Origin of the sequence: Streptomyces sp. SudanB25_2051 (assembly GCF_964272635.1) — a bacterium.
In the GTDB taxonomy this organism is placed as follows: Bacteria; Actinomycetota; Actinomycetes; order Streptomycetales; family Streptomycetaceae; genus Streptomyces.
Genome location: NZ_OZ186787.1, coordinates 5,193,516 through 5,220,192 on the forward strand (window position 1 = coordinate 5,193,516; position 26,677 = coordinate 5,220,192).

17 protein-coding genes are annotated in these 26,677 nt (G+C 73.3%); 5 read left to right on the top strand and 12 right to left on the bottom strand.

Translation table 11 applies throughout. The features are described 5' to 3' along the window. Nucleotides 1-9: 9 nt before the first annotated feature. Nucleotides 10-324 carry a hypothetical protein gene (locus ACSUPT_RS23135; protein ID WP_365726538.1) on the bottom strand — a complete coding sequence of 105 codons (315 nt, stop codon included), beginning with the start codon at nt 322-324 and terminating at the stop codon, nt 10-12. Between the two features lie 702 nt (nt 325-1,026). Here ACSUPT_RS23135 and ACSUPT_RS23140 point away from each other — a divergent pair. Both ACSUPT_RS23140 and ACSUPT_RS23145 read left to right on the top strand, forming a co-directional pair. Beyond that, nucleotides 1,027-1,353 (top strand): alpha-amylase, encoded by a 327-nt coding sequence (locus ACSUPT_RS23140; RefSeq protein ID WP_351968020.1) that lies wholly within the window; start codon nt 1,027-1,029, stop codon nt 1,351-1,353. 296 nt (nt 1,354-1,649) lie between these two features. Then, on the top strand, nt 1,650-1,988 hold the full coding sequence (locus ACSUPT_RS23145) for a sulfurtransferase TusA family protein (protein WP_351968019.1): 339 nt from the start codon (nt 1,650-1,652) through the stop codon (nt 1,986-1,988). A gap of 100 nt (nt 1,989-2,088) precedes the next feature. Here ACSUPT_RS23145 and ACSUPT_RS23150 read toward each other — a convergent pair whose 3' ends face one another. Continuing rightward, nucleotides 2,089-2,793, bottom strand: a complete 705-nt coding sequence (locus ACSUPT_RS23150; RefSeq protein WP_365726542.1) for a GNAT family N-acetyltransferase — start codon at nt 2,791-2,793, stop codon at nt 2,089-2,091. A 73-nt stretch (nt 2,794-2,866) separates the two neighbouring features. Next, nucleotides 2,867-3,433 carry a GNAT family N-acetyltransferase gene (locus tag ACSUPT_RS23155; protein ID WP_351968017.1) on the bottom strand — a complete coding sequence of 189 codons (567 nt, stop codon included), beginning with the start codon at nt 3,431-3,433 and terminating at the stop codon, nt 2,867-2,869. 50 nt (nt 3,434-3,483) lie between these two features. Between ACSUPT_RS23155 and ACSUPT_RS23160 the strand changes: the two genes are divergently transcribed. Together ACSUPT_RS23160 and ACSUPT_RS23165 are read left to right on the top strand one after the other, a co-directional pair. After that, nucleotides 3,484-4,074 (top strand): TetR/AcrR family transcriptional regulator, encoded by a 591-nt coding sequence (locus ACSUPT_RS23160; protein ID WP_361661999.1) that lies wholly within the window; start codon nt 3,484-3,486, stop codon nt 4,072-4,074. Between the two features lie 43 nt (nt 4,075-4,117). Further along, entirely contained in the window at nt 4,118-4,660 is a 543-nt protein-coding gene (locus ACSUPT_RS23165; RefSeq protein WP_436945418.1) for a hypothetical protein, read from the top strand. Between the two features lie 207 nt (nt 4,661-4,867). Here the strand turns inward: ACSUPT_RS23165 and ACSUPT_RS23170 are convergent, their stop codons facing one another. The 5 genes from ACSUPT_RS23170 to ACSUPT_RS23190 form a co-directional block, all read right to left on the bottom strand. Beyond that, nucleotides 4,868-6,460, bottom strand: a complete 1,593-nt coding sequence (locus tag ACSUPT_RS23170) for a pectate lyase family protein (RefSeq protein ID WP_436945419.1) — start codon at nt 6,458-6,460, stop codon at nt 4,868-4,870. Between the two features lie 813 nt (nt 6,461-7,273). Next, on the bottom strand, nt 7,274-8,311 hold the full coding sequence (locus ACSUPT_RS23175; protein WP_365725713.1) for a ferritin-like domain-containing protein: 1,038 nt from the start codon (nt 8,309-8,311) through the stop codon (nt 7,274-7,276). 37 nt (nt 8,312-8,348) lie between these two features. Then, nucleotides 8,349-9,173 carry a matrixin family metalloprotease gene (locus tag ACSUPT_RS23180; protein WP_351968012.1) on the bottom strand — a complete coding sequence of 275 codons (825 nt, stop codon included), beginning with the start codon at nt 9,171-9,173 and terminating at the stop codon, nt 8,349-8,351. Continuing rightward, entirely contained in the window at nt 9,170-9,421 is a 252-nt protein-coding gene (locus tag ACSUPT_RS23185) for a hypothetical protein (RefSeq protein WP_351968011.1), read from the bottom strand. Before ACSUPT_RS23185 ends, ACSUPT_RS23180 begins: the two co-directional genes overlap by 4 nt. Before the next feature lie 230 nt (nt 9,422-9,651). Continuing rightward, nucleotides 9,652-9,996, bottom strand: coding sequence for a hypothetical protein (locus ACSUPT_RS23190; protein WP_351968010.1), 345 nt, complete (start codon nt 9,994-9,996; stop codon nt 9,652-9,654). Nucleotides 9,997-10,416: 420 nt separating this feature from the next. On the opposite strand from ACSUPT_RS23190, the gene ACSUPT_RS23195 reads away from it, so the two are divergent. After that, nucleotides 10,417-10,701 carry a DUF7336 domain-containing protein gene (locus tag ACSUPT_RS23195; RefSeq protein WP_404148448.1) on the top strand — a complete coding sequence of 95 codons (285 nt, stop codon included), beginning with the start codon at nt 10,417-10,419 and terminating at the stop codon, nt 10,699-10,701. Between the two features lie 186 nt (nt 10,702-10,887). Here the strand turns inward: ACSUPT_RS23195 and ACSUPT_RS23200 are convergent, their stop codons facing one another. The 4 genes from ACSUPT_RS23200 to ACSUPT_RS23215 form a co-directional block, all read right to left on the bottom strand. Next, nucleotides 10,888-11,676 carry an alpha/beta hydrolase gene (locus ACSUPT_RS23200; protein ID WP_351968008.1) on the bottom strand — a complete coding sequence of 263 codons (789 nt, stop codon included), beginning with the start codon at nt 11,674-11,676 and terminating at the stop codon, nt 10,888-10,890. Between the two features lie 12 nt (nt 11,677-11,688). After that, on the bottom strand, nt 11,689-12,480 hold the full coding sequence (locus tag ACSUPT_RS23205) for an alpha/beta fold hydrolase (protein WP_403505775.1): 792 nt from the start codon (nt 12,478-12,480) through the stop codon (nt 11,689-11,691). Nucleotides 12,481-12,631: 151 nt separating this feature from the next. After that, nucleotides 12,632-13,987 (bottom strand): hypothetical protein, encoded by a 1,356-nt coding sequence (locus ACSUPT_RS23210; RefSeq protein WP_351968006.1) that lies wholly within the window; start codon nt 13,985-13,987, stop codon nt 12,632-12,634. Beyond that, entirely contained in the window at nt 13,984-26,250 is a 12,267-nt protein-coding gene (locus tag ACSUPT_RS23215; RefSeq protein WP_436945420.1) for an amino acid adenylation domain-containing protein, read from the bottom strand. The genes ACSUPT_RS23210 and ACSUPT_RS23215 overlap by 4 nt, the downstream gene beginning before the upstream one ends. Nucleotides 26,251-26,677: the final 427 nt, after the last annotated feature.

Here is a 26,677-nt window from a genome sequence, read left to right on the forward strand (position 1 = left end):
ACCGGGCTCTCATCCGTACGCGGGACTGTCCGCCTTCCACAGGGCGACCTCGGCCTGCTCGACGCGGACGCGGGCCCCGCGCCGGTGCGCGACCGCCGCGGCGCTTCGCGCCTGGACGGCGGCCTCCGCCATCGCCTGCGCCGCCGTGTGGGTACGGACCGCGAACCACTGGGTGCCGCCCGTGCCGTCCGCGGCGACGGTGGACATGGTGACGAGCCACACGGGCAGGACCTCCGGCTCCCGCTTCGCGGAGCGGAGGATGCCCGGCCGCAAGACCGGCGCCGTTCGCGGCAGGGAGCTCACGGGGTGAGGGATCACGGTCATGGTGTCTCCTGCGGTGTCGCGGCTCACAGGCGAAACCGTCGGGGCGGCGCCCGGACCGGCCGGCGGCACGCCATCGGCCGGGCCGTGCTGTCCGTCGAGCCGTGCTGTCCGTCGGTCCGTGCTGTCCGTCGGTCCCCTTGGCGACCGGTGGTCCGCGCTGACCGGTGGTCCGCGCTGACACGGCGGAACAGGCCGTTCGGCGAGAGCCGGGCGAGCGGCTGATTCGTCCTGTGAAGGGCTGCGTCGACCATGTCTCGCCGCGCAGGCAGCCGTCAAGGGTTGTTACCGAAATTTCTGCAAGCGGCTGCAAATACTTGCAGAGCTGGCTCTTGCGGTGACGGCCGGTGTGGGGCGAGTCGGGCGGGTTTCTGGGTGCGGTTGGCCGAAAGTCTCTCCCCGGCCGGGGTGGGGCGCGGTCGGGCGAGCGGTGGGTCGCAGATGACGTTCCGCTGGCGGCGTCGAGTCTCGGCCACTGTCGGAAGGGGGCCGCCGAGCGGCTCCCGTCGCCCCACAACCTTGCCGGGTCAAGCGGCGACATGCCGAGCTGGGGGTTTCGCGGCCGTGTGGCACACCATCGTGTGCAACGGCTTTCACATGCCTGGATGGCATATGACCTGCGCATGAATGGACGGCTAGGGGGCATGGCTGAAAACTTTTTCAGAAACTTGCATGGATCTTGCTGCGCCTCCCAAGATGCGGAGCATGACAAACCTGATGCAGCGCATGACCCGTCCCGTCGCCCTCGCCGCCACCGCCGCGGCCGGTGTGCTGATGGCCCTGACCGCCGCTCCGTCCGCCGTGGCGAGCACCGGGTCCCCCGCCCCGGACTGCGTGGAGTACTACCAGAGCTGGCGTTACACGGACGTCTTCAACGGCTGCGGCGACACCGTCGCCGTCACGGTCGAGTACACGAACGGCCAGTGGGCCCCGTGCCGCGTCATCTCGCCCGGGGCGTGGGCGACCTTCGCCGGCTACGGCACCGACGGCAACTACGTCACGGGGCTGCGGACCTGCGACCCCGCCGCCTGAGCGCTGACATAGGCGGCGTCCGGTGTGGCGCGGGTCCGCTGTGAGCCCGCGGACCCGCGCCACACGTCGGCATGCGGAGCCCCGGCACCCCGCGCGCCGCGTCGCCGGCCCGGCTCACGGCGCCTCCGGGGCATGCGGCGACGCGCTCCGCCGCGCGGTCGGAGGCACATCGGATCCACCGCGCGCCCGCACCGCCCCCGGCAGACCGGTGAGCCGGACACGGTCGTAGCCTGTCCCCCCATGAGCGCCGACATCCCGCACCGCGAACTCCGCCACCGCGCCCGGCCCGGCAGCCGGTGAACCACCCGTCCGCGCCCGCCGAAGCGGATCTGACCGTCGACGGCACCGGCCTGCTGTGCGTGACCCTGCTGCTCCGCCTGCGCCGGCGGATCGGCGGCGCGCCGCCCGGCACGGTGGTCCATGTCGTCGCCACCGACCCGGCCGCACCACTCGACCTGCCCGCCTGGTGCCATATGACCGGCCACACGTACCTCGGCACGGTGCCGGGCAGGGAGCACGTGTACGCGCTGCGGCTCTCCGCCGACGCCCGCGCCACCCGCCCCGACGCGCCCTGGCACCCGCTCCCGCGCGACGCGGAAACACCGGAGGCGGACAAGTCCGGTTCCCCGCCGTGAGCGAAGGCCGGACACCGTCCGACGGGCGGACGGCCCGCGCGAGCTCTGCCGCCCCCCCGCCGGCGCTCACCGGATGGCGCCGGCTCGTCGTCCCCGGTTGTCAGGGGATGCGGAAGCCGCGGAAGGTCACCTGCTTGCGGGTGCGGAAGCCGAGGCGCTCGTACAGCGCGATCGCGCCCGTGTTCGTCTCGATCACATGGAGGAAGGGACGCTCGCCCCGCGCCACGATGCGTGCGGCGAGCGCGCCGACCAGACGGGCGGCGTGGCCTTGTCCGCGCGCCTCGGGGGCGGTGCACACCGCGCTGATCTCGGCCCAGCCGGGCGGCCTGAGACGTTCCCCCGCCATCGCCACCAGGACACCGTCGACGCGGACGCCGAGGTAGGTGCCGAGTTCGCGGGCGCGCGGCCGGAACGGCCCCGGTTTGGTCCGCGCGACGAGGTCGAGCATCTCGGGCACGCTGTCCGCGCCCAGCTCCACCAGGCCGGTGTCCTGTCCGTCGTGAGGCAGGTCCGGTGCGCCGCCGCCGTGCCAGACCATCTGGCGGCCGTCGACGCCGAAGACCGGCTCCCAGCCCGGCGGCGGTACGGCCGGGCAGCTGAACATGTCGGCGACGGCGCCGGGGCCCAGCAGCCGGGCCAGGTCGGCCCAGTCCTCCGCACCCGGATCGGCGGGCACGGCGGAGAACGCCGCCACGTCCTCGCGGTAGGTGGCGGCCCGGCCGCGCCGCCTGGCGAGATGCGCGTGCCGGCCGGCGAGCGACCGGCCCACCGGGTCGTCGAGTGCCCTCTCGTCCTCGTCGGTCATCGTGCGGTTCCTCCACAGGCCGGGAGTCGGCGCCGGGGCGCGCGGGCCCCCGCGCCGACCCCCGGCGGGACGGTCATGTGACGGCGAGACCCCGGTGCCGGGCCCGCCATTCGGGGGCGAGGACGGACCAGATCTGCTTGTCGTGGCGCGTTCCGCCGACGGGCCAGCACTCGCGCAGTACGCCCTCCAGCGTCATCCCGAGCCGCTTCGCCACCGCGGCGCTCCGCTCGTTGTCGGCCCGGCAGTGCCACTCCGCGCGGTGCATGCCCCGGTCGTCGAAGGCCCAGTCCAGCAGGATGCCGCACGCCTCGGTGACCAGGCCGCGCCCCTCGGCGGCCGGTTCGAGCCAGCAGCCCACCTCGCAGGTGCCGGACGCGGCGTCGAAGGCCGCGAACAGCACGCCGCCGACGAGCGTGCCGTCGAGCCAGATCCCGAACAGCCGGGCGCCGTCGGCCGCCTGGCGCTCGGCGTACCGCCGCAGCGTGCCGCGCGCGCCGTCCAGGCCGTCCGCGACGAACGCCGCCCCGACCCAGGGCCGGATGTGCTCGCGGGCCCTGTCCATGTGCGCGGCGAACTCCGCGGCGTGCCGGATCTCCAGCGGGCGGAGGCAGGCGCCGTCCCGCAACGGAAGGGAGAACATGAGGACCCCACATTCGCATAACAAGCGTTACGGTTATGTACCGTAGCAGCATGCCACGCTCCAAGGGGGACCACGAAGCCCGTCGCCGTGACGTATCCGCCGCGGTCTGGCGGGTGTTGGCCGCGCACGGGTTCGGCGGGCTCACCCTGCGCGCCGTCGCCGCCGAGCTCGGCGCGACGACCGGGCTGCTCACCCACTACTTCCCCGCCAAGCGGGACCTCGTCGCGTACGCCCTCGACCTGCTCGCGGAGCGCACCGCCGCCCGGCCCCGCCCGGCCGGCGGACCGGGCCTGGCCGCCGTGCGGGCCGCTCTGCTCGGCATCCTGCCGACCACGCAGGAGGCCACCGCCACCAACCGGATCTGGGTGTCGTCCTGGGACACCGCGCTCGCCGACCCCGCCCTGAGCGAGGACTACGCCCGCAAGTACGGGCGGAGCCGCGACAGGCTGTGCGAGCTGGTCGCCGCGGCCCAGCAGCTCGGCGAACTGCCGGACGGGGACCCGGCGCGCATCGCGGCCGGGGCGCAGTCGTTCGTACTCGGCCTGACGGTGCAGGCCCTGTTCGACCCCGCCGCGTTCCCGCCGCGCCGCCAGGTGGAGCTGCTCGACGACTACCTGTCGTCGCTGAACACCAGGGTCTAGGGCCTGTCCGGCGCATCTGGTGACTGCCCTACTCTTCATGGCCATGGTGAACTGGTGGGACATGCTGCCGGACAACGAGCGGCAGCATTGGCCGCTGGATCCCTTCGTGGCCGTGGGGCCGCTACGTTTCGGCGTGAGCCACAATGAGGTGTCGAGGGCGCTGAGCGGCGTCACGATGGAGTCCCAACGGCCCACACCGCACCAGCCCTCGCTCGACGTCGTCTCCATGGTCGTGGAGGGCAATTACCCGGAGTTCGGCCTCACGTTGTACTACCGGGAAGAGCGACTGGCAGCTGTTGTCGTCGACGCGCTGCGCGGGCCTCAGGTCCTTGCAGACGACATGCCGCTGGTGGGTCGGGTGCCCTCGACACTCGAGCAGTGGATGACCGACCGGGCCGAGGCTCGCGCGCCCCATGACGAGCTCGGCTATATGGCCGCAGGCGTACCCGGGTCGGAATCCTTGGGGGTCGTGATCGATGTGCAGCGAGCCGGCGACCACCTGCTCACTCGACCGGTGTTCGTACCGCTCGAAGCCATGGACGACCTGCCCCACTGGCTTCCGAGAAAGGCCTGGTCGCGTTGTTGAGGACTCTGGCTCCGTCAGTGATCCGCCGGACAGGACCCGGCTCCCCGGGCCCCGGTGCTCCGGGCCGCGGCCGGGACGGGAGCGGGGTCCGGGACCGGCGGGACGGCACGGTTCCGGGTGGGTCGCTGGCCGGGGCCGGGAGTCGGTGGGACGTGCGACTCCCGGCCGGGGCGGGGGCGTGCGGATCCTTCGGCCGGGTCCTTCGGCCTACCCGGCGTAGGTCTCGTACTCGGCGACCTTCGGGGTGCCGGCCGAGCCCGTGATCTCGAAGGTGATCTTGTTCAGGGTGGTGCGCGGTACGGAGATGAGGCCCGCTCCGCTGCCCGAGGCCAGGACCGCGCCGGTGTCGCCGTTGACGACCCGCCAGGTCCTGATGGCGCCCTCGGAGCCGGCCGCCTCGCGGATGTTGATACGCGACACGGTGGTGGGGGAGGACCACTTGACGGAGATGGCGCCGGTCGAGCCGACCGGTGACCAGTACGTGCTCATGCTGCCGTCCCGTACGTTGCCGTAACTCGTACCGTCGGCCTTGCTGGAGCCGTCGGAGCCGGCGCCGATGCTGAGGTTGGTCCCGGTCGGGGGCGTCGGGCTCGGCGTGGGGCCGGTCGGTGTCGGCGTCGGGTTGCTCGCGGTCGGGGTCGGCGTCGGTGTCGGCGTCGGGTTGGTCGGCGTGGGCGTGGGCGCCGGCGTCTGCGGTGAGCAGTTGCCGTCGGAGACCCGCAGGCCCTTGTTCGCGCCCGCCGTCTGGCTCACGACGGCCGGCACGCACCGGGCGTCGTCGAGGACGTAGGAGTACGGCACGCTGACCGTGGTGTTGGACTGGGGGTTGGGGCCGGCCGGCTTGTAGTCGGTTCCGGGGCCGGACCAGGTCACGTTGTCGAAGATGTTGCCGCCGACCTGCCAGTAGCCGGCCGCGTCGGTGTAGAAGGTGCCCAGGACGTCCTTGGAGTCCTCGAAGTAGTTGTTGTCGACCTTGGCGCGGGCGCCGGCACGGGAGTTGATGCCGGACTCGTTCAGCCTCACGTAGTGGTTGTTGTAGATGTGGGCCGTGCCGCCGCGCAGGAGGGGGGCGCGCGAGTCGATGTTCTCGTACAGGTTGTGGTGGTACGTGATGAAGCCGTTGGACAGGTCGCTCTCGCTGGAACCGACCAGTCCGCCGCGGCCCGAGTTGCGCAGGACGCTGTAGGAGAGGGTCACGTACTGGGTGTTGTCCTTCATGTCGAAGAGGCCGTCGTATCCCTCCGACTCGCCACCCGACGCCTCCAGCGTGACGTGGTCCACCCAGACGTTGCGGACGCCGCTCTCCATGCCGATGGCGTCACCGCCGTTGGAGGTCGGCGAGCCCGACTTCTTGACGTTCCGGACGGTCACGTTCTGGATGATGATGTTGCGGGCCTCCCGGATGTGGATGCCCACCTGGTCGAAGACGGCGCCGCTGCCGACGCCGACGATGGTGACGTTGCTGATCTGCTTGAGCTCGATCACGCCGTCGGCGGTGCTGCAACTGCTGCCGGAGACCTTGCTGGTGTTGGCGTGGTTGATGGTCCCCTCGACCTGGATGGTGATGGGGGTGCTGCTGCTGGCCCGGCCGCACAGGGCCGCGTGGATCGCGGTCCCCGTCGTGGCGCGCACTGTCTGCCCGCCCGCGCCGCCGGTGGTCCCGCCGTTCTGGGTCGCGTACCCACTGGCTCCGGCGGCCGCCGCCGACGCCTCGGGTGCCGACAGCACCGCCCCGGTCGCGGCCGCGAGCGCCGTCGTGGCCAGCGCCGCGGAGAGCCGCAGTCCGACTCGTCGTCTCATTCTCGCCTCCCTTTCGTCTTCCTGATCACCTGATCACCTGGACACCTGGTCGTCTGGTCGCGGGCCAGGTGCTGCTGTGCGCGGGCGCGCGGCATCGCGCGCCGGGTGCTCCACCTGCTGTCTGCGAGCCGTCACCGACGGGGGCACGGCGGACCGCGCGACGGGTCGCGTCGCGGCGTACGTCCTTCGTGCTGGGCGCGCGGGCAGGCCCGAGTGCGGCCCGGGCGCCGGGCGGTGGCGGCTCGTGAGCGGATCGCGGCTGCGATGGCCACGACTCGATCGCCTCACCGGCACCCCGTCCCGAGGGTGCGGTGAAAGCGCTTTCTGTTCCGGAGGATAGGGTGACGCCTGTGACAGCCGCAAGGTTCCGTACGGCTGCGGTTTTCTTAAGCGGCAAGGGAGTTGGGCCGGTGACGCGGCGTCCGGCCGGGACGGTCCGGCGGGGCGGGTCCCGTCGGCGGCGGCGGTGAGCTGCCGGTTCCGCCGCCGGCCGGTACGGCCTCACGCCGGGCTCGGCGTCCAGGCCCTGCGCGCGCAGCCCGGAGCGCGCGGCGGACACCGGCCGTACGAGCACCGGGGCCGTACGAGCGCGGGCCCTTCCCGCGCGCAGACCGTACGTCTACGGCGGCCCCCTGCCCGCGCAGGCCGCCACGCGCTACGGAACGCCTCTCAGCCGGACGCGCTACCGGAGGCCCCTCTCGGTCGGACGGAGGTCCCTCTCGGTCGGCCGACCGCCGCCGCGGCCGCCAGCCGGGCTCGGGCTCCGGGGGAGCATCAGCCCCGCTCGGCGCCCGGCGGCCCCGCTCGGGCGGCTCACGGCGGGGTGTAGCGGAATTCCGGGCCGTAGTTCTTGCCGCTGCCGTCCGGGAGGGGGCGTCTCATCAGGTCGCGGGCGGGGGAGCGCAGGGTGAACATCTTCACCTCCGCCTCGCCGAGCAGGTCCGCCGCCTGTGCGGGGTCGTCCTGGCTCCACACCTGCTCCAGGGTCCTCAGCAGGTCGCTGTAGGCGCGGTTGGACTTGTCGAGCAGGGCCGTCACCGGCGGGGCGGGGGCGTCCGGGCCCGTGCGGGGCCAGCCGCCCTCCGGGACGACGCCCATGGGGAAGGCCGCCGGCAACGGCACGCGCCCGTCGACCAGTTCCATGAAGGCGTAGTAGTGGGCGAGTTCGCCGCCCGAGCCCGGATGCGGGTTCTCGGGGGACGTGGACGTGCCCTCGCCCTGCTCCTTGATGACGGTGATCGCCGCCTCCGCCTCAGCGAGGGTCGTCAGAGGCGTCAGGGTGTTTCCCGAGCCGTGGTGAGCCATGTCCCGGCTCACCTGCCGGGCTCCCGTGATGAGGCCGGGGTCCGCGCGCAGCGCCTCCAGGATCGCGGTGTAGAAGGCGCCGATGGAGGTGAACGACTCCCGCGCCGACCGCGTCACCGGCGTGTCGGGCTTCTCGATGCTCGCGTACATCTTCACCGAGTCCGCCGTCAGCCCGCTCAGGTACACGGTCAGTTCCGGCCGCACCCCGCCGGGCAGCGGACCCGGATAGCGGGGCACCAGCGCCTCGTCGGCGAGGCGGGGCGTCCCGCCGGTCGTCGTGAGCAGATTGCAGGCGAGGCCCAGGTGCGACATCTCGTCGAAGACGATCGTCCGCAGGGTGCCGAGCGCCGGGGGACTGCCGGGTTCGTCGACCGACCACATGCCGCACAGGTACGGCGGGAGGGTGGCCAGCTCCAGCAGGACCGCCTGCTGGAGCGCGTCCCGCACCCACGCGGCGTCCCTGAGCTCCGCGGGCTGCCGCATCAGTTCGACGACGCGGTCGCCCCGGGCCGTCCCCTCGCGGGGGGTGTACGGGACGGTGTGCACCGTCTGCCTCCTTCGTTCGGGCTTCCCGCGGGCGCCGTCAGGCGGCGAGGAGCAGGAAGCTGGACAGCGGAGGGCCGTAGACGTACTGGGCGCCCACGCGGTCGAGTTCCGTGATGGCCAGTTCGCGCGAGCCCACACCGCCGCAGAAGTAGTGCATGACCGACCGCGGGTCGTACTGGGTGAGGTCCACCGTCCCCACGGTCGACTCGTCCGGGCAGAGGGCGGGCGCGCCGGAGCGGATGTGCTCGTGCCGGAAGCCGATGGCGTGGCCCAGCTCGTGCCGCAGCACGCCGACGTGGTCGAAGCTGGTGGTGTGGTACGACGGGTCGATGAAGACGCGCCGGCGGCCCTCCGGGTCGTTGGGGAAGAACGCCGAGGCGATGAACTGGCCACCGGAGTCCAGGTGCCGTACGGGGAAGACCACTTCCGGCGGTCGCAGCGCGTCGCTCTCGTCGGCGGCGGTGACGTGTTCGAACCGCACGCCGCACGTCGCCGACCAGTCCTCGGTGGCGCGCTGCATGTTCTCGACGACCGCCGTGTACCACTCCCTCTTGGGGAAGGTCTTCCGCAGGACGCAGTACTTCAGGACCGTGCCCGGTTCCCAGCGGACGATCTTGCCGTCCTGGAGGATGCCGAGCAGTCCGCTGGTCAGCCGCCCCAGCGGGCCGGTGTCCCCGTCGACGCCGGCGACGCCCCGCTCCCTCAGACGCCGGGCGGCCTCGCGCTGGGCCCGCAGTGCCTGCTGTGTCTCCAGATAGACGTCCAGCTCGTCGGAGTCGAGGAGCAGATCGCCCTCCACCCGGTAGAAGACCTGGCCGTCGATGACGATCTCGGGCGGCCGCTTGTCGGAGCTGTAGGTCATGGTTCTTTTCCTTCTTCCAGCAGTTCCGGCCGGAAAAGCCTGATCCATTCGACGATCAACTGGTCGCGGTCCATGAGCTGGTCGCCCCGCGCGACCCGGAACATCTCGCCGTCCACCTCGAGAGGGGGATGCCGTTCGAGCCAGGCGGTGAATTCCGGCAGCGACTCGACGGTCTCCCGCAGTCCGGGGAACCGGTCCAGCAGCCGGCTTTCCGGTGTTCGCTGCCCTTGTGCGCCGTCTTCGGACACTTCCGCTCCCGGAGCGTCGCGGATGTATGTGTCGGTGCGGCCGCCGGAAGGCCCGGTGGCGGACCGGGGGCCGTCCGGTGCCGGCCGTCCAGTGCCGGCCGTCCAGTGCCGGTGGTCCTGGGCCGGCGGTCCTGGACCGGCGGTCCTGAGCGGCCGTCCGATGCCGGCTGTGCCTGTGCCGGCGGGGCCGTTCGCGGCCCGCCGGCGCGCGCCGGGCGGACGCGTGACCGCTACTGCCAGAACACGCTGGCACGTATCCTGATGTCGCTGTTCCACTGAATCGCGCCCACGATCTCCAGGATTCCGTCGTCATGGGGGACGATATTGGCGACGCTCATGGTCGCCAGGCCCCGGAAGGGGCGGTTGTTCCCGTCCACCTCGCACAGCGACACGAAGGCCCGGCTGTACGACTTGAGGGTGGGGCCGCACACCAGCCGCCTCGCGAAGACGCCGCGCGCGGGGAAGATGAAGGTCGTGTAATCGACGATCCGCTGGTCCGCCGTGATCTCGTCGGGCTCCAGGAGGTCCTCGCGGACGTCCATCTCGCCCTGATCCGCCGATGCGTAGGAAACCATGATGGTGCTGCCTGTCCGCAGGCGTCGGTGCTTCTTTCCCGCTCCTCTCGTCCGGAGGCACACGGTCGACCGCGTGAAGAAGTCGGCGCTGTCATCAGGAGGGGTGCGGAAGTTGAACGGTGTCGTACTTCCGTATGTGCGGTCTGTCTTCAGAATACGCCCCGATCTGCGTCCTGCCGAGTTTTACAAGGGCCTTTCAGGGGAAAGGGGGAGCTTTCAGATGGTTGATTCCGATACCTTTTCCGGGTCGGTGCCGCGTATCTTCGGAGCTGCTCCAGCCAGCTGTTCCGGGCCGGTTCGGCGAAGGGGCGGGAAGGCGTCAGGGCCTCGGGGGGCGTGTGACGCCCGGTGGATGTCCGTGGGGCACCGTGGGCGAGGAGGCCGGACGTCCGCGCACGTGAGTGCTGTAGCTTCGCGTCCGTGATCGTGTATCCGCTGTGGCATGTCGGCCACCAGAACGAGGCCGGCGCCGACGGCTCGACCGTGCATGTCGACGAGGGCGGCGTGTTCTGCGACGAGTCGGACGGTGACGACGTGAAGCTGCTCGGCGTCTACTCGACTTTTGAACGGGCCGAAGAGCGCGCGCGTCAGGCTCGACTGCTGCCGGGCTTCCGCGACGAACCGGAGTGCTTCCACATCGATCGCCGCGAGCTCGATGAGGATGACTGGACCGAGGGCTTCGTCCGGGTCCCGCCCGGCGAGTAGGTCCTGCTTCCACGGGACCCCGTCCGGGCCCGGCGTGCGAGGGCGTGCCGGGCCCGTCGCGTGTCCACCCGGCACCGGTGGCAGCCCGGCCGCCGGGCGGCCTGCGCCGGAAGCCCGCGACACGGCGCGGAGGGCGGCCCTCGCCCGTGGCGTGGCCGCCCTCCGCGGTGTCGTGCCGCGCTGCCGCTACGCGCCCGCGTCGTCCTCCGTCAGGAAGCCGACGGCGCGGCGGACCACGGACTCGTCGCGCAGCACCTTCGTGTGGCCCAGATCGCGGACCCGCATCAGCTCCGCCTCACCCCAGGCGGCGGCCAGGGCCTCGCTGTCGCCGATCGGCGACTCCGGGTCGTTCTCGTCGTGGACGACCAGCAGGCGGCTGGTGAAGTCACGGGCCGCGAGAGCCGGTTCGATCGCGTCGAAGGAGATGCCGAGCCACTCCTCCGCGCGGGCGCGGACCTTCCCGATCGCCTCGGGCGACACCTGCATCACCTCGCCGGAGCGGCGCCACAGGCTGGTGTAGCTGCTGATCGGGTTGACGAACACGGCACGCTCCAGCGTGACCCCGCGCGACATGGCGTACGTCGTCGCCGCGGCGCCCAGCGAGTGGGCGACGACGCCGTGGAAGGGGCCGAACCGCTCGTGGGCCGCCTCGACCGCCCTGGCGAAGTGGATCACGGAGGACTCGCCGCCCTCCGACTCGCCGTGGCCCGGCAGATCGGGGACGACCACCGAGCAGCCCGCCCCGGCGAGCGCGTCCGCCAGGACCGTCAGGTGCCCGGCGTTGCCGGCCCAGCCGTGGACCAGCAGGACCCGCCGCTCGCCCGTGCCCCAGAGGTAGTGGACCACCTTGTCGCCGTCGACGACCTCGACCTCCTTGGCGGCCTGCTCCAGGACGGGCCGGGTGGCGTTCGGAGGCTGCGTCCGCAGCGGGGTGAAGGCCAGCCTGCGCAGCTTCTCCGTGGTGTCGGTGTCCAATGTGAGAGCCCCTTACCTTGTCTCTTCCACACTCCGCAGATGAGCGGAGACGATCTTCCTGACCTCGGGTGATTCCACGATGTCGAAGTGGCCGGCGCCCTCGACCAGTTCCACGGCGGAGCCCCGCCAGCCGGCGTGCAGCTCGGCCGCGTGCACGGCGGGCACGTAGTCGTCGGCCGCGCCGTGGACGACCAGCCCCGGCACACCGAGCGTGCGGGCCGCCCCGAGCGTCGAGTACTCGTCCCACACCGCCTGCCCGCAGCGCTCCTCGATACGGCCGACGACCTCCCGGACCCGATCCGCGTCCAGGCCGTTCATCTCCGCGAACCGCTCCACCAGGAACATCATGGCGGGCGGGGCGGAGATGGAGACCACGGTCCTGGCGGTCACCCCGGCGTGCCACGCCGTGAGCGCCCACAGGCCGCCCATGGAGTGCGCCACCACCGCGTGCAGGCCCGTGAGCCTGTCGTACAGGGCGCGCAGCAGGGCGCGGATCTCTGCGGGGTCGCCCGTGGTGCCCAGCGCCTCCCCGTGCGGCGGCACGTCGAGCAGCACCACGCGGTAGCCCTGCGCGAGGAGTTCCTCCGCGAGCGGGACCATGCTGCCCAGATTGGTGTTCAGACCGTGGACGAGCAGGACGGTCGGGCCGCTTCCGCTCTGGAAGTACTTGTAGAAGCGGCCGTTCACCTTGACCGTGTGCGAACGGCACCGGTTGAGGAACGCCCTCGCGAACGGGTCGTGCGGCAGCTTCACGACCGTGAAGAAGCGCTCCACCAGGTCGTCCACGGACTCTGCTGCGCTCACTGCGCCTTCCTCCATCGATGTCGAAGGCCCGCGGGGCCCGCCCCGCGGATGGTCCGCGAGGCGGGCCCCGGGACCGCGTCACGCGACCCGGACCCCGGGCCGGGGTCCCGGACTCGGGCCCGCGACCCGCGACGGGCCCGGGGCCCGGGCCTCAGCCGCCGGGCTGCTCGCTCAGGGCGGCGAGGCAGCGCCGGGCCCGCTCCGGCAGGACGTACTCGCCCTCCTTCGCGATCCGGTCGTACAGGGCCTCGACCCGCTCGTAGTGGTCGTCCAGGTTCTGGTCCAGCAGGTGGTACTCGGACTTGTTGTAGATGCCGAACTGCAGATCGGTCATCAGGCCGAACGGGTCGATGTCCGCCGCGGTCCGCGACCCGCCGAACACCAGGCGCAGGAACTCGTCGACGCTCTCGTAGCCGAGCGTGGCCAGGAGGAAGTCGATCGACGCCCACTTGCGCTTGATCTGGTAGGCCCGCTCGTCCGGGTCGACGATGAAGTCCAGGCCGCTGGTCATGCCCTTGGGGTAGTGCACCTTGTTGAAGCAGCGCAGGTCGATGGTGAGGCGGTCCTTGCTGGTGCGGGGCAGGGTGCTGTCCGCGTGCGCCCGGTAGTTGTCGAAGACGAGCGCGTCGCCGACCCGGCTGTCGCAGTAGTAGCCGGGCGACGGCCTGTCCGCGTACGTCTTCGCCCAGTACATCGCCATGAGGAAGTCCCGCACCGTCGGCAGGTCGATCTCCGACAGCTTCCCCTCGAGGAAGAGGTACAGCGCCTTGTCGACGGCCTCCTTCTCCTCGCCCTCCAGGCCGTGTTCGAGCATCTTCTCGTAGACGTAGGGGAGGTTCGGGGCCTCCACCTCGGCCTCCTCGAAGATGACGAACGGCTGCCGGGTCAGCGGCGTCGGGGTGAGCGCGGTGTGGAAGGAGCGGTACTCGGTCGGGAAACCGAGCTGCTTCTTCACCAGCGACGGGATCTGCAGGGCGATCGAGCTGGCCGCGTGCGTGCCGTACGGGCGCTTCTCCGCCGGCACGATGAACGCGTTCACCACCGCCGTCTCGACCTCGGGGAAGTGCTCGTGGACGATGTCCTGGTTCAGGTCGTAGAACCGCTTCGCCGACGGCACGAACAGCACGCAGTTCTCGAACATCGTGGAGACCGGGAAGTAGCTGCCGATCGAGGCGGCGGCGAAGCTCTCCTGGATCACCGCCTGGCAGCGCAGCTGCCGCGCCAGGTTGTCCGCCAGGTCGTCGTCCAGGTTCATCCGGACGACCTCGGTGGGGAGCACCTCGGGGTGGAAGCAGCTGGTGTTCAGCGTCCGGTGCGGAGGCAGCCGGGACGCCATCTCCTCCTTGTCGACCTGGTACTTGTCCAGCACCGGCGACAGCTGCTCCGCGTGGGCCGCCGCCGACGAGTGCAGGAAGGTGCCGGTCTTCTGGTACGTGCCGGTGACCGTGGCGTCGTCGTCCACCGCCGCGTCCGCCGTCATGTCTGCCGCCTGGGTCGCGTCGCTCATGCCGTCGTGTTCTCCGCTCGGTCCGAAGTGTTGATGCGGTCCACATAGGTGCGGACGAAGTCCTCGTCGATCGGCGGGGACGGGTAGTCCTCCGCGCCGAAGACGGCGCCTCCCACGGGAAGCGCGGCGAACATGTCCGCCAGGCCCTCCGCCGTCAGGCCGTCCACCACGGCGGCGATCCGGGCCAGCGGGCCGGCCGGATGCCCGGCGGCGTACTCCAGCGCCTGCCGCCGCCACTCGTCGAAGGGCACGACCTTGGCCCCGCCGCCGGCGGCGCCGACCATCTCGAAGAAGCGGTCGAACGACGGGGCGCCGGAGTTGACGAAGTCGTAGTCCCTGCCGATGCGCCCGAGGTCGTCCGTCACCGCCCCGGCGATGGTCCGGCACAGGTAGTCCACCGGCAGCACCGCCGTGAGGTCGGTGGCCACCGACGGGAAGCTCCCCAGCTCCAGGGAACCGGTGATCAGGTTGTGCAGGAAGTCCCCGCGGTCGAGCCGGAAGTGCCCGGTGCGGGTCGACGCGCCCACGAACGGCAGCCGGTACGTCGACGCCCGGGCGCCCCGCCAGCGGGCGGCGGCCACCATCTGCTCCGCCTGCCACTTCGAGGTCAGGTAGCCGTACTCCCGGTCGTCCTCGCTCACCTCGTACCCCAGGTACTTGGGGAGCGTGGCGAAGGTGGAGACGAAGTGGAACGCCTTGCCGCGGCCCCGCGACGCCAGCCGCAGCGCCTCGTGCGTCCCCACCACGTTCGGGCCGATGTAGTCCTCCAGCGGCCGCATCCAGTCGACCAGGGCGCCGGAGTGGCAGATGGCGTCGACCTGCTCGGCCAGCTCGTCGAACTCCTCCTCCGGCAGGCCGAACAGCGGCTTCGTCAGATCGCCCACCACCGGGTTCAGCAGCGGCCCGAACTCCTCCCGCCACAGGCCGTACGCGTCGAGGGACGCGACCAGGCGGTCCATGGCCTGCCGGGCGTCGCCGGCCCGCACCAGGCAGTAGGCGACCACGTCGGAGGCGAGCAGCTCGTGCAGCAGGTAGGCGCCGACGAACCCGGTGGCGCCGGTCACGAACACCGCCTCCGGGCGTACCGGCGCCGCGGCGGCGTTGTCGAAGCGCAGCTCGGGGTGCAGGCAGCCCTTCCGGGCCGTCGACACGTCCGCGCCCGGGGCGTCCGCCGCGCCCCCCTCCTCGGCGGCGACGGGACCCGCCGCCCCGCGTGCCTCGTCGAGCCCCGCCTCCAGCAGCTTGGCGAGCAGGAACTCGGCCAGCGACGTGAGGTGCGGGTGGTCGAAGGCGATCTTCGCGGGCAGGGCCAGCCCCGTCAGATCCGCGAGCTGGTTGCGCATCAGCACCGCCGTCAGCGAGTCGATGCCGATGTCCTGGAGCGGTACGCCGACGTCCACCGCGTCCGGCGAGGCGAAGCCCAGCGTCTTCGCCACCTCCTCGCGGACCACGCCGAGCACCACGGCCGGGTACTCCTCCGGTGCCGCCTCCGCGAGCAGCTTGCGCAGGTCCGTGCCGCTTCCGGCCCGGGCGCGCCCGCCGGCGTTGGCCGAGAGCAGCGACCGGAACAGCGGCGGGATGCCGCCCCGGTTCTCGTAGTAGTGCTGCACGCGGTTCAGGTCCAGCGCGGCGGCCATGGTCAGCGGGCGGCCGCTCCTGACGGCCAGCTCGAACAGCTCCAGGCCCTCGTCCGGGGACAGCCGGTCCAGGCCGAGCTGCGCGAAGCGTGCCCGGTCGAACTCGCTGAGCCCGGCGGCCATGCCGTCGCCCTCCCACGGGCCGAACGCCACCGACGTGGCCGGCAGGCCCTTGGCCCGGCGCAGATGCGCCAGCGCGTCCAGAAACGCGTTGGCCGCGGCGTAGTTGCCCTGGCCGGGCGCCCCCATGACGCTCGCGATGGACGAGAACATCATGAAGAGGTCCAGGTCCATGTCCGCGGTCAGCTCGTGCAGATGCCACAGGCCGTCCACCTTGGGCCGCAGCACCGCGCCGAACCGCTCCGGCGTCAGCGCCGTCAGCGCGCCGTCGTCCAGGACGCCCGCCGCGTGGACCACGCCGCGCAGCGGACGCTCCTCGCCGAACAGGGCCAGCACCGCCGCCACATCGTCGCGGTCGGCCGCGTCGCAGGCCACCACGGTCGCCTCGGCGCCCAGCCCGGCCAGCTCGTCCACCAGCGCCTGCGCGCCGGGGGAGTCGGGGCCGCGCCGGGACGTCAGCACCAGGTCGCGCACGCCGTGGACGCCGGTCAGCCACCTGGCGACACGCCGCCCGAGGTCGCCCACGCCACCGGTGACGAGGACAGCGCCGTCCGGCCGTACGAACTGCCGCTGCCGGGCCGGGACCAGCACCACCTTGCCCACGTGCCGCGCCTGGGCGATGAAGCGCAGGGCGTCGGAGGCCTGGGTGAGGGGGAAGGTCCGCAGCGGAAGCGGCGTGAGCTTGCGCTCGTCGAACAGCGCCGCGATGGCGACCAGCATCCGCTGGATGAGGTCCGGGCCCGCCTCCGGCAGGTTGTACACGGTGTACGTCACGCCCGGGTGGCTGCGGTCGATGGCGGACTGCTCCCGCACATCGATCTTGCCCATCTCCAGGAACCGCCCGCCCTCGCCCAGCATGTCGAGGCTCGCGTCGATGAACTCGGTCGCCAGGGAGTTCAGCACCACGTCGAAGCCGCCGCCCGGCGCGCCGCCCGTCCCCTTGCCGAAGCGCTCCACGAAGCCCAGGTCGCGCGAGGAGGCGAGATGCGCGTCGTCGAGGCCGAGCTCCCGCAGCGCGGGCCACTTGGGCTCGCTGGCGGTGCCGTACACCTCCGCGCCGGCGAGCCGCGCCAGCTGCACGGCCGCCATGCCGACGCCGCCGGCCGCGGCGTGGACCAGCACCCGCTCGCCCGCCCGCAGGCCGCCGAGCTCGTGCAGGCCGTACCAGGCGGTGAGGAAGGTCATCGGGATGGTGGCGGCCTCCTCGAAGGAGAGGTGCTCCGGCACGCGCACCACCTGGCGCGCGTCCGTGACGACCTCGGAGGCGAAGGAGCCCCGGGCCAGGCCGAGCACGGCGTCGCCCACCTTCACCCGGTCGACGCTGCCGCCGACCTCGGTGACCACACCGGCGAACTCCAGGCCGAACGCCGGGATCTCCACCATGCCGAGGGCGTTGAGCACATCGAGGAAGTTGACGCCCGTGGCCCTCACCTCGGCGCGGATCTCGCCCGGCGCGAGGACCCGCTCCGGGAGGGTCCGCACCTTCAGCGGCTCGTCCAGGCGGCCCTTCGCGGCGATCTCCAGCTGCCAGGGGCCGTCCGCCGGGAGCTGCAGCTCCCGCTCCGCGCCCACCCGCGTCAGCTGCGGCACCAGCACCTCGCCGCGGCGCAGCGCGCACTCCGGCTCGGCCTCCAGCATCAGCGCGGCGGGCAGCGCCCCGCGGTCCGCCTCCTCGTCCCCGAGGTCGATCAGGCGCAGGTTCAGCTCGGGGTGCTCGTTGCGGGCGGTCCGCATCAGGCCCCACAGCGGTCCGGCGCCCAGACCGGAGACCATGTCGTCGGCGCCGGTGCCCACCGCGTGGCGGGTCACCCACACCAGCGGCGCGCGGAACTCCGTGCCGACCGCCTCCTGGAGCTGCTCCAGCGCCCCGGCGGCGAACGCGTGGGCCTGCGCCGGGACGTCCGCGCCGGAGTCCCACAGGCACACCAGGCCGTCCAGGTCCTCGGCGTCCTCCAGCTCCCGGACCTTGATCACCTGGATTCCGGCACGGGCGAGGAGGGTCTTGACCTCCCGCGCCCACGGCACGTCCCCGGCCGGGGTCATCATGCCCCAGGAGCCGCCCAGTTCGACGTTGCCGGTGTCGACGGGACGCCAGTCCACGTCGAACTGGAAGCGCTCCACCCCGGCCGCGGCGAGGCGGCGCAGCACCGCCCGGTCCACCCGCCGCGCGTGGAGGCGGTGGAGCCGGCCGACGAAGGCGCCGTCGCCGTCGTGGATGTCGAGCGACGCCCAGAACTCGCCGTCGCCCAGCTCGAAGTCCGCGACCCGGACCCAGATCTCCTTCAGGCCCTTGACCCGCAGCGACAGGCGCTCCGCCTCGAACGGCACGAACAGGTCGTCGCCGGTGCGATTCCGCAGCCGCTGCGTCAGCAGCAGGGAGTGCATGGCCGAGTCGAGCAGCGCCGGATGCAGGACGTAGCCGGCGGCCGTCTGCTCGGCGCTCTCCGGCAGCGCGGCCCTCGCCCACACCTCCCCGCCCACGTGCCAGGCCTCCTTGATGCCCTGGAAGGTCGGCCCGTAGCCGTAGCCGAGGGCGTCCAGGTCGCGGTAGAGGGCGGACGCGTCGAGCGGCTCGGCGCCGCGGGGCGGCACCGTCACGGCGGCGCCGGCCATGTCCCGCGCGGGGCTGATCCGGCCCTCCGCGTGCAGCTGCCAGCCGCCGTCCTCGCCCTCGGGCGCGCTGTAGACCTGCACGGGACGGCTGTCGCCGACCTCGGGGCCCACGGTGACCTGCATCCGCACCGGCACCCCGGAGGCGAGGACCAGGGGCGAGGCGATGACCACGTCCGACAGGTCCCACTGGCCCTCGTGGGCCGCGTCGCCCGCCGCCCGCATGGCCTCGAAGAACGCGGTGCCCGGCATCAGGACGGCGTCCATCACCCGGTGCTCCTGCACCCACACCGGCTGGTCGGCCGCCACGACGGTGGTGAACAGCGACAGCCCGGTCCCGGCGATCTCCACACCGCCGCCCAGCAGCGCGTGCCCGGTCGGGTCGAGACCCGCGCCGACCTCACGCGACACCGGCGGCTCGAACCAGAACCGCTCCCGCTGGAAGGCGTACGTCGGCAGGTCCACCCGGCCGCTGCCGAACGGCGCGAAGTAGCCGTCCCAGTCGACCGCGACGCCCCGCACGTGCAGCTCGGCCAGCGCCCGCTGGACGACCGTGGCCCCGTTCCCGTCGGCCTTGCAGGACGGCACCCAGGACACCGGGCCCTCGTCGGCCAGGCAGGACGCGCCCAGACCGGACAGTACCGGCTGCGGCCCGAGCTCCAGGAAGGTGTTGGCGCCCTCCCGGCGCAGGCCGCGCATGCCGTCGCTGAAGCGGACCGCGTGGCGCACCTGGCGCACCCAGTAGCCGGGCCGCTCCAGTTCGCCGGGCGCGGCGAGTTCCCCGGTGAGGCTGCTGACCAGGGGGATCCGCGCCGGGCGGAAGCGGACGGTCTCAGCGACGGCCCGGAACTCGTCGAGCATGCCGTCCATGTGGTGGGAGTGGAAGGCGTGGGACACCGTCAGCCGCTTGGCCTTGCGGCCCCGCTCCGCGAAGTGCGCGGCGATCGCCTCCACGGCCTCGGTGTCACCGGACAGCACGGTCTGCGTCGGGGTGTTGAGCCCGGCGACGTCCAGCGCGCCGCGCAGCCCCAGCGCGTCGATGGCGGCCTCCGCCTCCGCGCCGTCGGCCTCCAGCGACACCATGGCGCCGCGGGCGGGCAGGGCCTGCATCAGCCGGCCGCGCGCCGCGACCAGCCGGCAGGCGTCGTCCAGGTCGAACACCCCCGCCACATGGGCGGCGGCCAGCTCGCCGATGCTGTGCCCGAGCAGCAGCTCCGGGCGCACGCCCCAGCTGTCCCACAGCCGCCACAGCGCCACCTCGAGGGCGAACAGGGCGGGCTGGGTGAAGTCGGTGCGGTGCAGCAGCGCCGCGTCCTCGCTGTCCGGGGCGGCCCACATCACGTCGAGCAGCGGCCGCTCCAGGCCGGTGAAGCGGGCGGCGACCTCGTCCAGCGCCTCCCGGAAGACCGGGTGGACGTCGTACAGGTCCTTGCCCATGCCGGGGAGCTGGCTGCCCTGTCCGGTGAACAGCACGGCCAGGGACGGCTCCTCGGTCAGACTCCCGCTGCGCACCGACTCCGCGGGCACCTCGCCGGTACGGGCGAACGAGGCCAGCCTGTCGAGGAGTTCCGCCTTGTCCTTGGCCAGCAGCACCAGCCGGTGGCGGAAGTGGCTGCGGGTCGTCGCCAGGGAGCGCGCCACGTCGCCGAGGCGGTCCTGGATGTTCATGCCCATGTGCAGGTGCAGGCTCTCCGCCTGGGCGCGCAGCGCCGCGTCGGTGTGGCCGGACACCAGGAACGGCAGCGTGGGCGGCGGCGCGGACGCGCTCTCCTCCGCGTCCTTCGCGGCGGGCCGCGGCGGCTCCTCGACGATCACATGGGCGTTGGTGCCGCCGATGCCGAACGAGCTGACGCCGGCGCGGCGCGGCACGTCCTTCGCCGGCCACGGCCGCTGCTCCCGCAGGAGCGCCATGCCCGCGCCCTCCCAGTCCACGGTCGGCGTGGGCTCGCTGACGTGCAGGGTGCGGGGCAGCGTGTCGTTGCGCAGGGCCAGGACGACCTTCATGACACCGGCGAGGCCGGCGGCGGCCTGGGTGTGGCCGAGGTTCGACTTGGCCGAGCCGACCCACAGCGGTTCCCGGCCGGAGTGGCTGCCGCCGAAGACCTCCGCGAGCGCGGTGCCCTCGATGGGGTCGCCGAGCTTGGTCCCGGTGCCGTGCGCCTCCAGGTAGTCGATGTCGTCGGGCTGGAGCCCGGACGCGCCCAGCGCGGCGCGGATGACCCGCTGCTGGGCGGGGCCGCTGGGCGTGGTCAGGCTGGCGCTGTGCCCGTCGTGGTTGACGGCGGTGCCGCGCAGCACGGCGAGGATCGGGTCACCGTCGCGCTGGGCGTCGGACAGCCGCTTGAGGACCACCGCGGCGGAGCCCTCGCTCCAGCCGGTGCCCTCGGTGTCGGCGGAGAACGAGCGGCAGCGCCCGTCCGGGGACATGTTGCGCAGGCGGCTGAACTCGACGTGCAGCTCCGGGGTGAGCATCAGGCTCACACCGGCCGACACCGCGAGGTCGCACTCGCCGTTGCGCAGCGCGTTGCACGCCAGGTGGGTGGTGACCAGCGACGACGAGCACGCCGTGTCCAGGGTGAGGGTCGGGCCCTCCAGGCCGAACACGTACGACACCCGGCCGGACATGGTGCCGCCGGCGGAGCCGGGCCCGACATAGCCGTCGAGGTCGGCCAGCCCGCCCGCCATGGTGAGGCCGTACTCGTGGTACGCGGAGGTCTTGCCGACGCCGACGAAGGTGCCGGTCTGGCTGCCGCGCAGCCGGTCCATGGTGTAACCGGCGCGTTCGAACGCCTCCCAGGTGGTCTCCAGCACCATCCGCTGCATCGGGTCGAGCGAGCGGGCCTCGCGCGGGGAGATGCCGAAGAAGGGCGCGTCGAACAGGTCGACGGGGGAGGAGACGAACCCGCCCCGGCTGCAGTACGAGGTGCCGGGCACCTCCGGGTCCGGGTTGTACAGGGCCTCGGCGTCCCAGCGGTCCTTGGGGGCCTCGACGATGCCGTCGCCGCCGCGCTCCAGCAGCTCCCAGTACTCCTCCGGGGTGTTGGCGTCGCCGGGGAGGCGGCAGGCCATGCCGATGATGGCGATGGGTTCGTCGTGGACGGCGCGGCGCAGACCGGGCACGGCCTGCCGGCCGGCGCGGGTGTCGTCGCCGGCCAGGTAGGCGGCCAGGGACTTGACGGTGAAGTGCTCGAACAGCTTGGCGCCCGGGACGGGGCGTCCCAGCAGTTCCTCCAGGCGCGACTGGACGCGGACGACCCGCAGCGAGTTGCCGCCGATCTCGAAGAAGTTCTGGTTGACGCCGATCCGGTCGTGGCCGAGGACCTCCGACCAGACGGCGATGATGTCCCGCTCCAGTTCGGTGGCGGGCCTGGCCGTGGTGTCGGCCTCCACGACGGGGTCCGGCAGGGCCTTCTCGTCGATCTTGCCGTTCGGGGTCAGGGGAAGCTCGTCCAGCTCCACGATGAACGCCGGCACCATGTACTCCGGCAGCCGCTCGGCCAGCCAGGGCCGCAGGACGCGGGACAGCGGGGCCCTGTCGGGCTCGCCGACGGCCGGCGTGTTGGCGTACCGGGTGGCGGCGTCGCCGGCCGGCGCGCCGGGGCGCGGGCTCAGGTCGGGGGTCTGGCCCGGCCGCCAGAACACGGCGTCGCACCGCCAGGTGTCGCCGGAGCCGCTGGGCAGCAGCGCCAGCTCCAGGCCGGCCTCACCGGCGAGGTCCGCGAGGTCCGCGGGGTCGACCCAGGACGCGGGCACCGGGGAGGTGTCCGCGCCCATGGCCTCCAGGACGGCGGCGACCCGGCCGGACACCTCGGCGAGGCGGCCGTTGGGGACGCCGTTCAGCCGGAGCGGGCGGTCGGTGACGGTGTCCAGCTCGGCGCGGAGCGCGGCCCGGTCGAGGCCGTCGGCCTGCCAGTCCCGCTCCCGCGCCGGCGTCGCGGGCGGGGTGTCCTCACCGATGTGGAGGGTGACGTCGTAGCGGTACCGCGTCATCTCGTTGACGTACCGGCCCTCGCGCAGGGCGATGTCGACCCGGGCGATCTGCGGGAAGCGGGCCTGGAGTCCGGCGAAGTACGCCCGGTCGAGGACCAGTTCGCGCTCGGCGCGCAGGCCGCGCTCGGCCCGGCGGGCCAGCTCGTCGGCGGCGGGCAGACCGCCCTCGGCGCCCGCGCGGAACTCCGCGACGTCGGCGTGGAACACCTCGAGGAGCGACAGGTCGCGGACGTCGCCGAGGAACACCCGTCCCCTGGTGACCGCCCTGGTCGCCCACTCCAGCACCGACGTCAGGTAGTCGGCGTCGGGGAAGTACTGGGCGACCGAGTTGACGACCACGGTGTCGTAGGCGCCCTCGGCCACCTCGGGCAGCTCGTGCGCGGGGCGCTGCTCGCAGGTCACGTGCGGCAGGGAGGCCAGGTGCCTGCGGGTCGCCTCGACGGCCGCCGCGGAGGCGTCCACGGCGTGGTAGGCGCGGCAGTGCGGCGCCAGGGCGAACAGCATCAGACCGCTGCCGGAGCCGATCTCGAAGACGCTCGAAGGCGCGTGGGAGAGGACGCGCCGGACGGACGCCTGCTGCCAGTCGCGCATCTCCCGCTCGGCGAAGGGCAGTCCGTCGTAGCTGTTGCGCCAGCCCGCCAGGTTGAACGGGGCGTCGGCGGTGGCGGGGCCGGTGCCGGAGTCCCCGCCGGGAGCGGTGGCGCCGGTGCCGCCGTCCAAGGCGCCGGTGTCGGCTTCGTAGGCGCGGTCCCAGGCGGCGGCCCACTCGGCGAGGGCGGTGCCCCGGTCCGCGGCGGCCCCGCCGGCCGCCGCGGTGTCGCGGACGCAGTAGGCGACCAGCTGCTCGTCGCGGCCGACGACCACGGCGCGGCAGACCTGCTCGTGGCGGACGAGGGCCGCCTCGACGTCGGCCGGCTCGATGCGGTGGCCGCGCAGCTTGACCTGGCGGTCGTTGCGGCCCAGCAGGGTCAGCTCGCCGGGCGCGGTGAAGCGGGCGAGGTCGCCGGTGCGGTAGAGGGTGCCGGGGTGGAACGGGTTGTCCGCGAAGCGCAGCCGGGTCTGCTCCGGGTCGCCGCGGTAGCCGCGCGCCACGCCGGCGCCGCCGATGCACAGCTCACCGGGGAAGCCGGGCGGCACGGGCGCCAGGTTCTCGTCCAGGACGTAGACCCGCGTGCGGTCGATGGGGCGGCCGATGAGGACGCCGTCCTGCCCGGCCCGGTCCTCCACCTCCCAGACCGTGGACCACACGGTGGTCTCGGTGGGGCCGTACATGTTCCACACCGAGCCCTCGCCCGCGGCGGCGAGCAGCCGGTCCGCCAGGTCGCGGGGCAGCGCCTCGCCGCCGCAGAGGATCTTGCGCAGGGACGGGGTGCCCTGCCAGCCCCCGTCCAGCAGCAGCTGCCACGTCGCGGGGGTGCCCTGCATGACGGTGATCGCGTGCCGCTCCAGCAGACCGCTCAGCGCCTTCGCGTCCAGGGTCTCCCGCGCCTCGGCGATGACCGCGGTCGCGCCGGCCAGCAGGGGCAGGAACAGCTCCAGCACGGAGATGTCGAAGGACACGGTGGTCACCGCCAGCAGCCGGTCGCCGGCGTCGCACCCGGGCCGCTCGCGCATGGCGCCGAGGAAGTTGCACAGCGCCCCGTGGGTGATCTCGACGCCCTTGGGGCGGCCGGTCGAGCCCGAGGTGTAGATGACGTACGCGAGGTCGTCGGCGCCCACCTCGACGGCGAGGTCCGCGTCGGCGTCCCCCTCCGCGCCCGCGTGGACGCTGACACAGCGGTCCTCCCAGGCGGCCAGAGCGGCCGGGGTGGCGGCGGGCGTGACGACGAGCGCCGGAGCGGCGTCCTCGATCATCTGGTGGACGCGCTCGGCCGGGAACCGGGGGTCGACGGGCATGTACGCGGCGCCGGTCTTCAGCACCGCCAGCAGGGCGACGACCAGGTCGATCGAGCGGTCCAGGGCCACGCCGACCAGGTCGCCCCGGCCCACGCCCCGGTCGGCCAGCGCGCGGGCGAGCCGGTTGGCGCGGGAGTCGAGCCCGGCGTAGGTCAGGCCGGTGTCCCCGCACAGCAGCGCGGTCTTGTCGGCGTGGGCGCGCGCGGCCTCCTCGAAGAGCCGGTGCAGCGCCCGGTCGGGGAGGTCCGCCGCGCCGGTGTCGTTGAACTCCTCGACGAACAGCGCGCGTTCCGCGGCGGTGAGCAGGTCGGCGGCGGCCGTGAGCTGCTCCGCGGCGGCGGGCAGACGGCCGCACCAGGCGCCGAACTGCCCGGCCAGCCGGGCGACGTCACGTGCTGCCAGACGCGTGCCGTCGTGGTGGAAGGCGACGAGGACGCCGTCTTCGGAGCCGTCGGATTCGATGTGGAGTTCCAGAGCCGGGCGGTCGCCGCCCCGGACACCGGTGTCCGTCCCGGCGGCGCGGGGGCCCCAGGAGACGAGGACGTCCGGGGTGAGGGCGCCGCCGCTCCAGCGCTCCCGGAGCGCCTCGTCCCGGCCGATCGCGTCGCGGCGCAGCCAGCCCCGCTCCTGGCCGGCGGTGAACTCCTCCCGCACCGCCCGCAGGTTCTCGGCGATCGTCGCGCCCGCGTCGACCCGGCACGGCAGCGGCAGCCAGGCCGCGAACAGGTCCCGGTGCGCGGGGTCGACGCCCTCGCGCGGGGCCGCCATCGCGAGCCGGACCTCCGGAACGCCGCTCGCCCGGCTCAGGAACACGGCCAGCGCGCCGGCCAGATGGGCGGCGGCCGCCGCGGCGGCGTCCGGACCGTCGCCGCCCTGCGCGGGCGGGACGTGGCAGCGTACGCGTACGGGCTCCGCCTCCGGCGCGGCGTCCGCGGCGCGGGGCCTCGGGAAGGGGAGGCGGTAGGGGTGCGAGCCGTCCCCGGCCAGGCGCTCACGCCAGTGGCGGGCGGCCTTCGACGCGCGTACGCCCGCCTCCGTCAGCCGGGCGCCCGCCTCGTCGCCGGGGCGGTCCAGGACCGTGCCGGGCCGGATCCCGAGGGCCGCGGCGACCGCGCCGACGCTCCGCTCCTCGCCCTCCAGGGTGCACAGCCGGGTCAGCGTGACGCTTCCGGATCCCGTGGCCACCCGCAGGCCCGACGCGTCGTCGCAGGCCAGGACCGTGCCGGGAGCGGCGGCCTGTGAGGCGGTGCCACCGGCGGCCGGGGCGGCGCCGCCGGCGTCGGCGCGGGCCTCACGCACGGCGTAGAACCGCCCGCCGGCACCGGTCTTGGGCCACACCAGCGGGCTGGCGAACGGTCCGTGGTCGGTGGCCCGGACCATGGCGGCGACGCGCTCGGCCGGGAGGCTCCAGTCGATCAGCCCCTCGGCGGGGAACTGGGTGTGCCGTGAGAAGTAGCGGCGCGTCGCGGAGTCCTGCGGCACCGGGGTCTCGCGGCCCTCCGCGATCGCGTCGACCAGTTCGCCCAGGCCGGCGACCGCCGCGTCGTCGCACTTCAGGCCCAGCGAGAGCGCGGTGTCATCCGGCTCGATCGCCACCGGCACCCGCCCCAGCACCTCGCCGGTGTCGACGGTCCGCGCCATCCGGTGCCAGGTGATGCCGTACTCGCGCGCCCCTTCGGCGATGGCCCACGACGGCGCGTGCAGGCCCGCGTACTCGGGGAGGGGGCCGTAGTGGTAGTTGACGGCGGCGCGCTCCGCGCAGCGCAGCAGCGCCTCGGGCACGACCGCGTAGTTGCCCACGCTCAGCAGGAGGTCGCAGGTCAGCCTCGGTGCGAGGGCCACGGCCTCGGCGAGTTCGTGGTGCGGGACGCCCGCCTTGACCGCCCAGGACCGCGCGGTGGCGTCGCTGGTCACCACGGCCGTGATCCGGTGCCCCTTCGCCACGAGTGCCTCGCCGCAGCGCGCGAGGACGCTTCCGCTGCCGATCAGGACGGAACTCAAAGAAGTCAAAGCCGTGTCTCCCCGTGAAGGCCCGCGGCGCGTCGGGTGAGCGCCGCCCGGTCCCGGGTCAGGGGCACACGGCATCCGGGGCTGCCCTTGTGAGGGCCCCGTGCCGGAACACAACGCGCGCACGGGGTCGGTCCCCCGTGCGCCCGTGCCGATCCCCCCGAGATCGAGCGGCGACCGTCCCACGAGCAGTCATGTGAGGGCTGCTCCGTGAGCCGTCCGCGCTGTCAGGATTGCAAGTACGCCAGAGTGCTGAACTGCCGGATGCGCAAGTGCTGTCGTGTGGAAACGCTGTCGTGGACGCTGTCGCTGTCGTGAACGCTGTCGTGCGGGTGCGGTCGTGCGAATGCGGTCGTGCGGACGTGCGGAAGTACCGGGCCGCGGGGTGCGCTCGCAGGGGAGGGGGCGGTAGCGGCCCCCTCGCCGTCGC

Excerpts from the sequence above, each read along its gene's own strand:
- ACSUPT_RS23155 (WP_351968017.1), bottom strand. The coding sequence starts at position 3,433 with ATGTTCTCCCTTCCGTTGCGGGACGGCGCCTGCCTCCGCCCGCTGGAG.
- ACSUPT_RS23190 (WP_351968010.1), bottom strand. The coding sequence starts at position 9,996 with ATGGTTTCCTACGCATCGGCGGATCAGGGCGAGATGGACGTCCGCGAG.
- ACSUPT_RS23140 (WP_351968020.1), top strand. The coding sequence starts at position 1,027 with ATGACAAACCTGATGCAGCGCATGACCCGTCCCGTCGCCCTCGCCGCC.
- ACSUPT_RS23170 (WP_436945419.1), bottom strand. The coding sequence starts at position 6,460 with ATGAGACGACGAGTCGGACTGCGGCTCTCCGCGGCGCTGGCCACGACG.
- ACSUPT_RS23180 (WP_351968012.1), bottom strand. The coding sequence starts at position 9,173 with ATGACCTACAGCTCCGACAAGCGGCCGCCCGAGATCGTCATCGACGGC.
- ACSUPT_RS23160 (WP_361661999.1), top strand. The coding sequence starts at position 3,484 with ATGCCACGCTCCAAGGGGGACCACGAAGCCCGTCGCCGTGACGTATCC.
- ACSUPT_RS23135 (WP_365726538.1), bottom strand. The coding sequence starts at position 324 with ATGACCGTGATCCCTCACCCCGTGAGCTCCCTGCCGCGAACGGCGCCG.
- ACSUPT_RS23165 (WP_436945418.1), top strand. The coding sequence starts at position 4,118 with ATGGTGAACTGGTGGGACATGCTGCCGGACAACGAGCGGCAGCATTGG.
- ACSUPT_RS23150 (WP_365726542.1), bottom strand. The coding sequence starts at position 2,793 with ATGACCGACGAGGACGAGAGGGCACTCGACGACCCGGTGGGCCGGTCG.
- ACSUPT_RS23210 (WP_351968006.1), bottom strand. The coding sequence starts at position 13,987 with ATGAGCGACGCGACCCAGGCGGCAGACATGACGGCGGACGCGGCGGTG.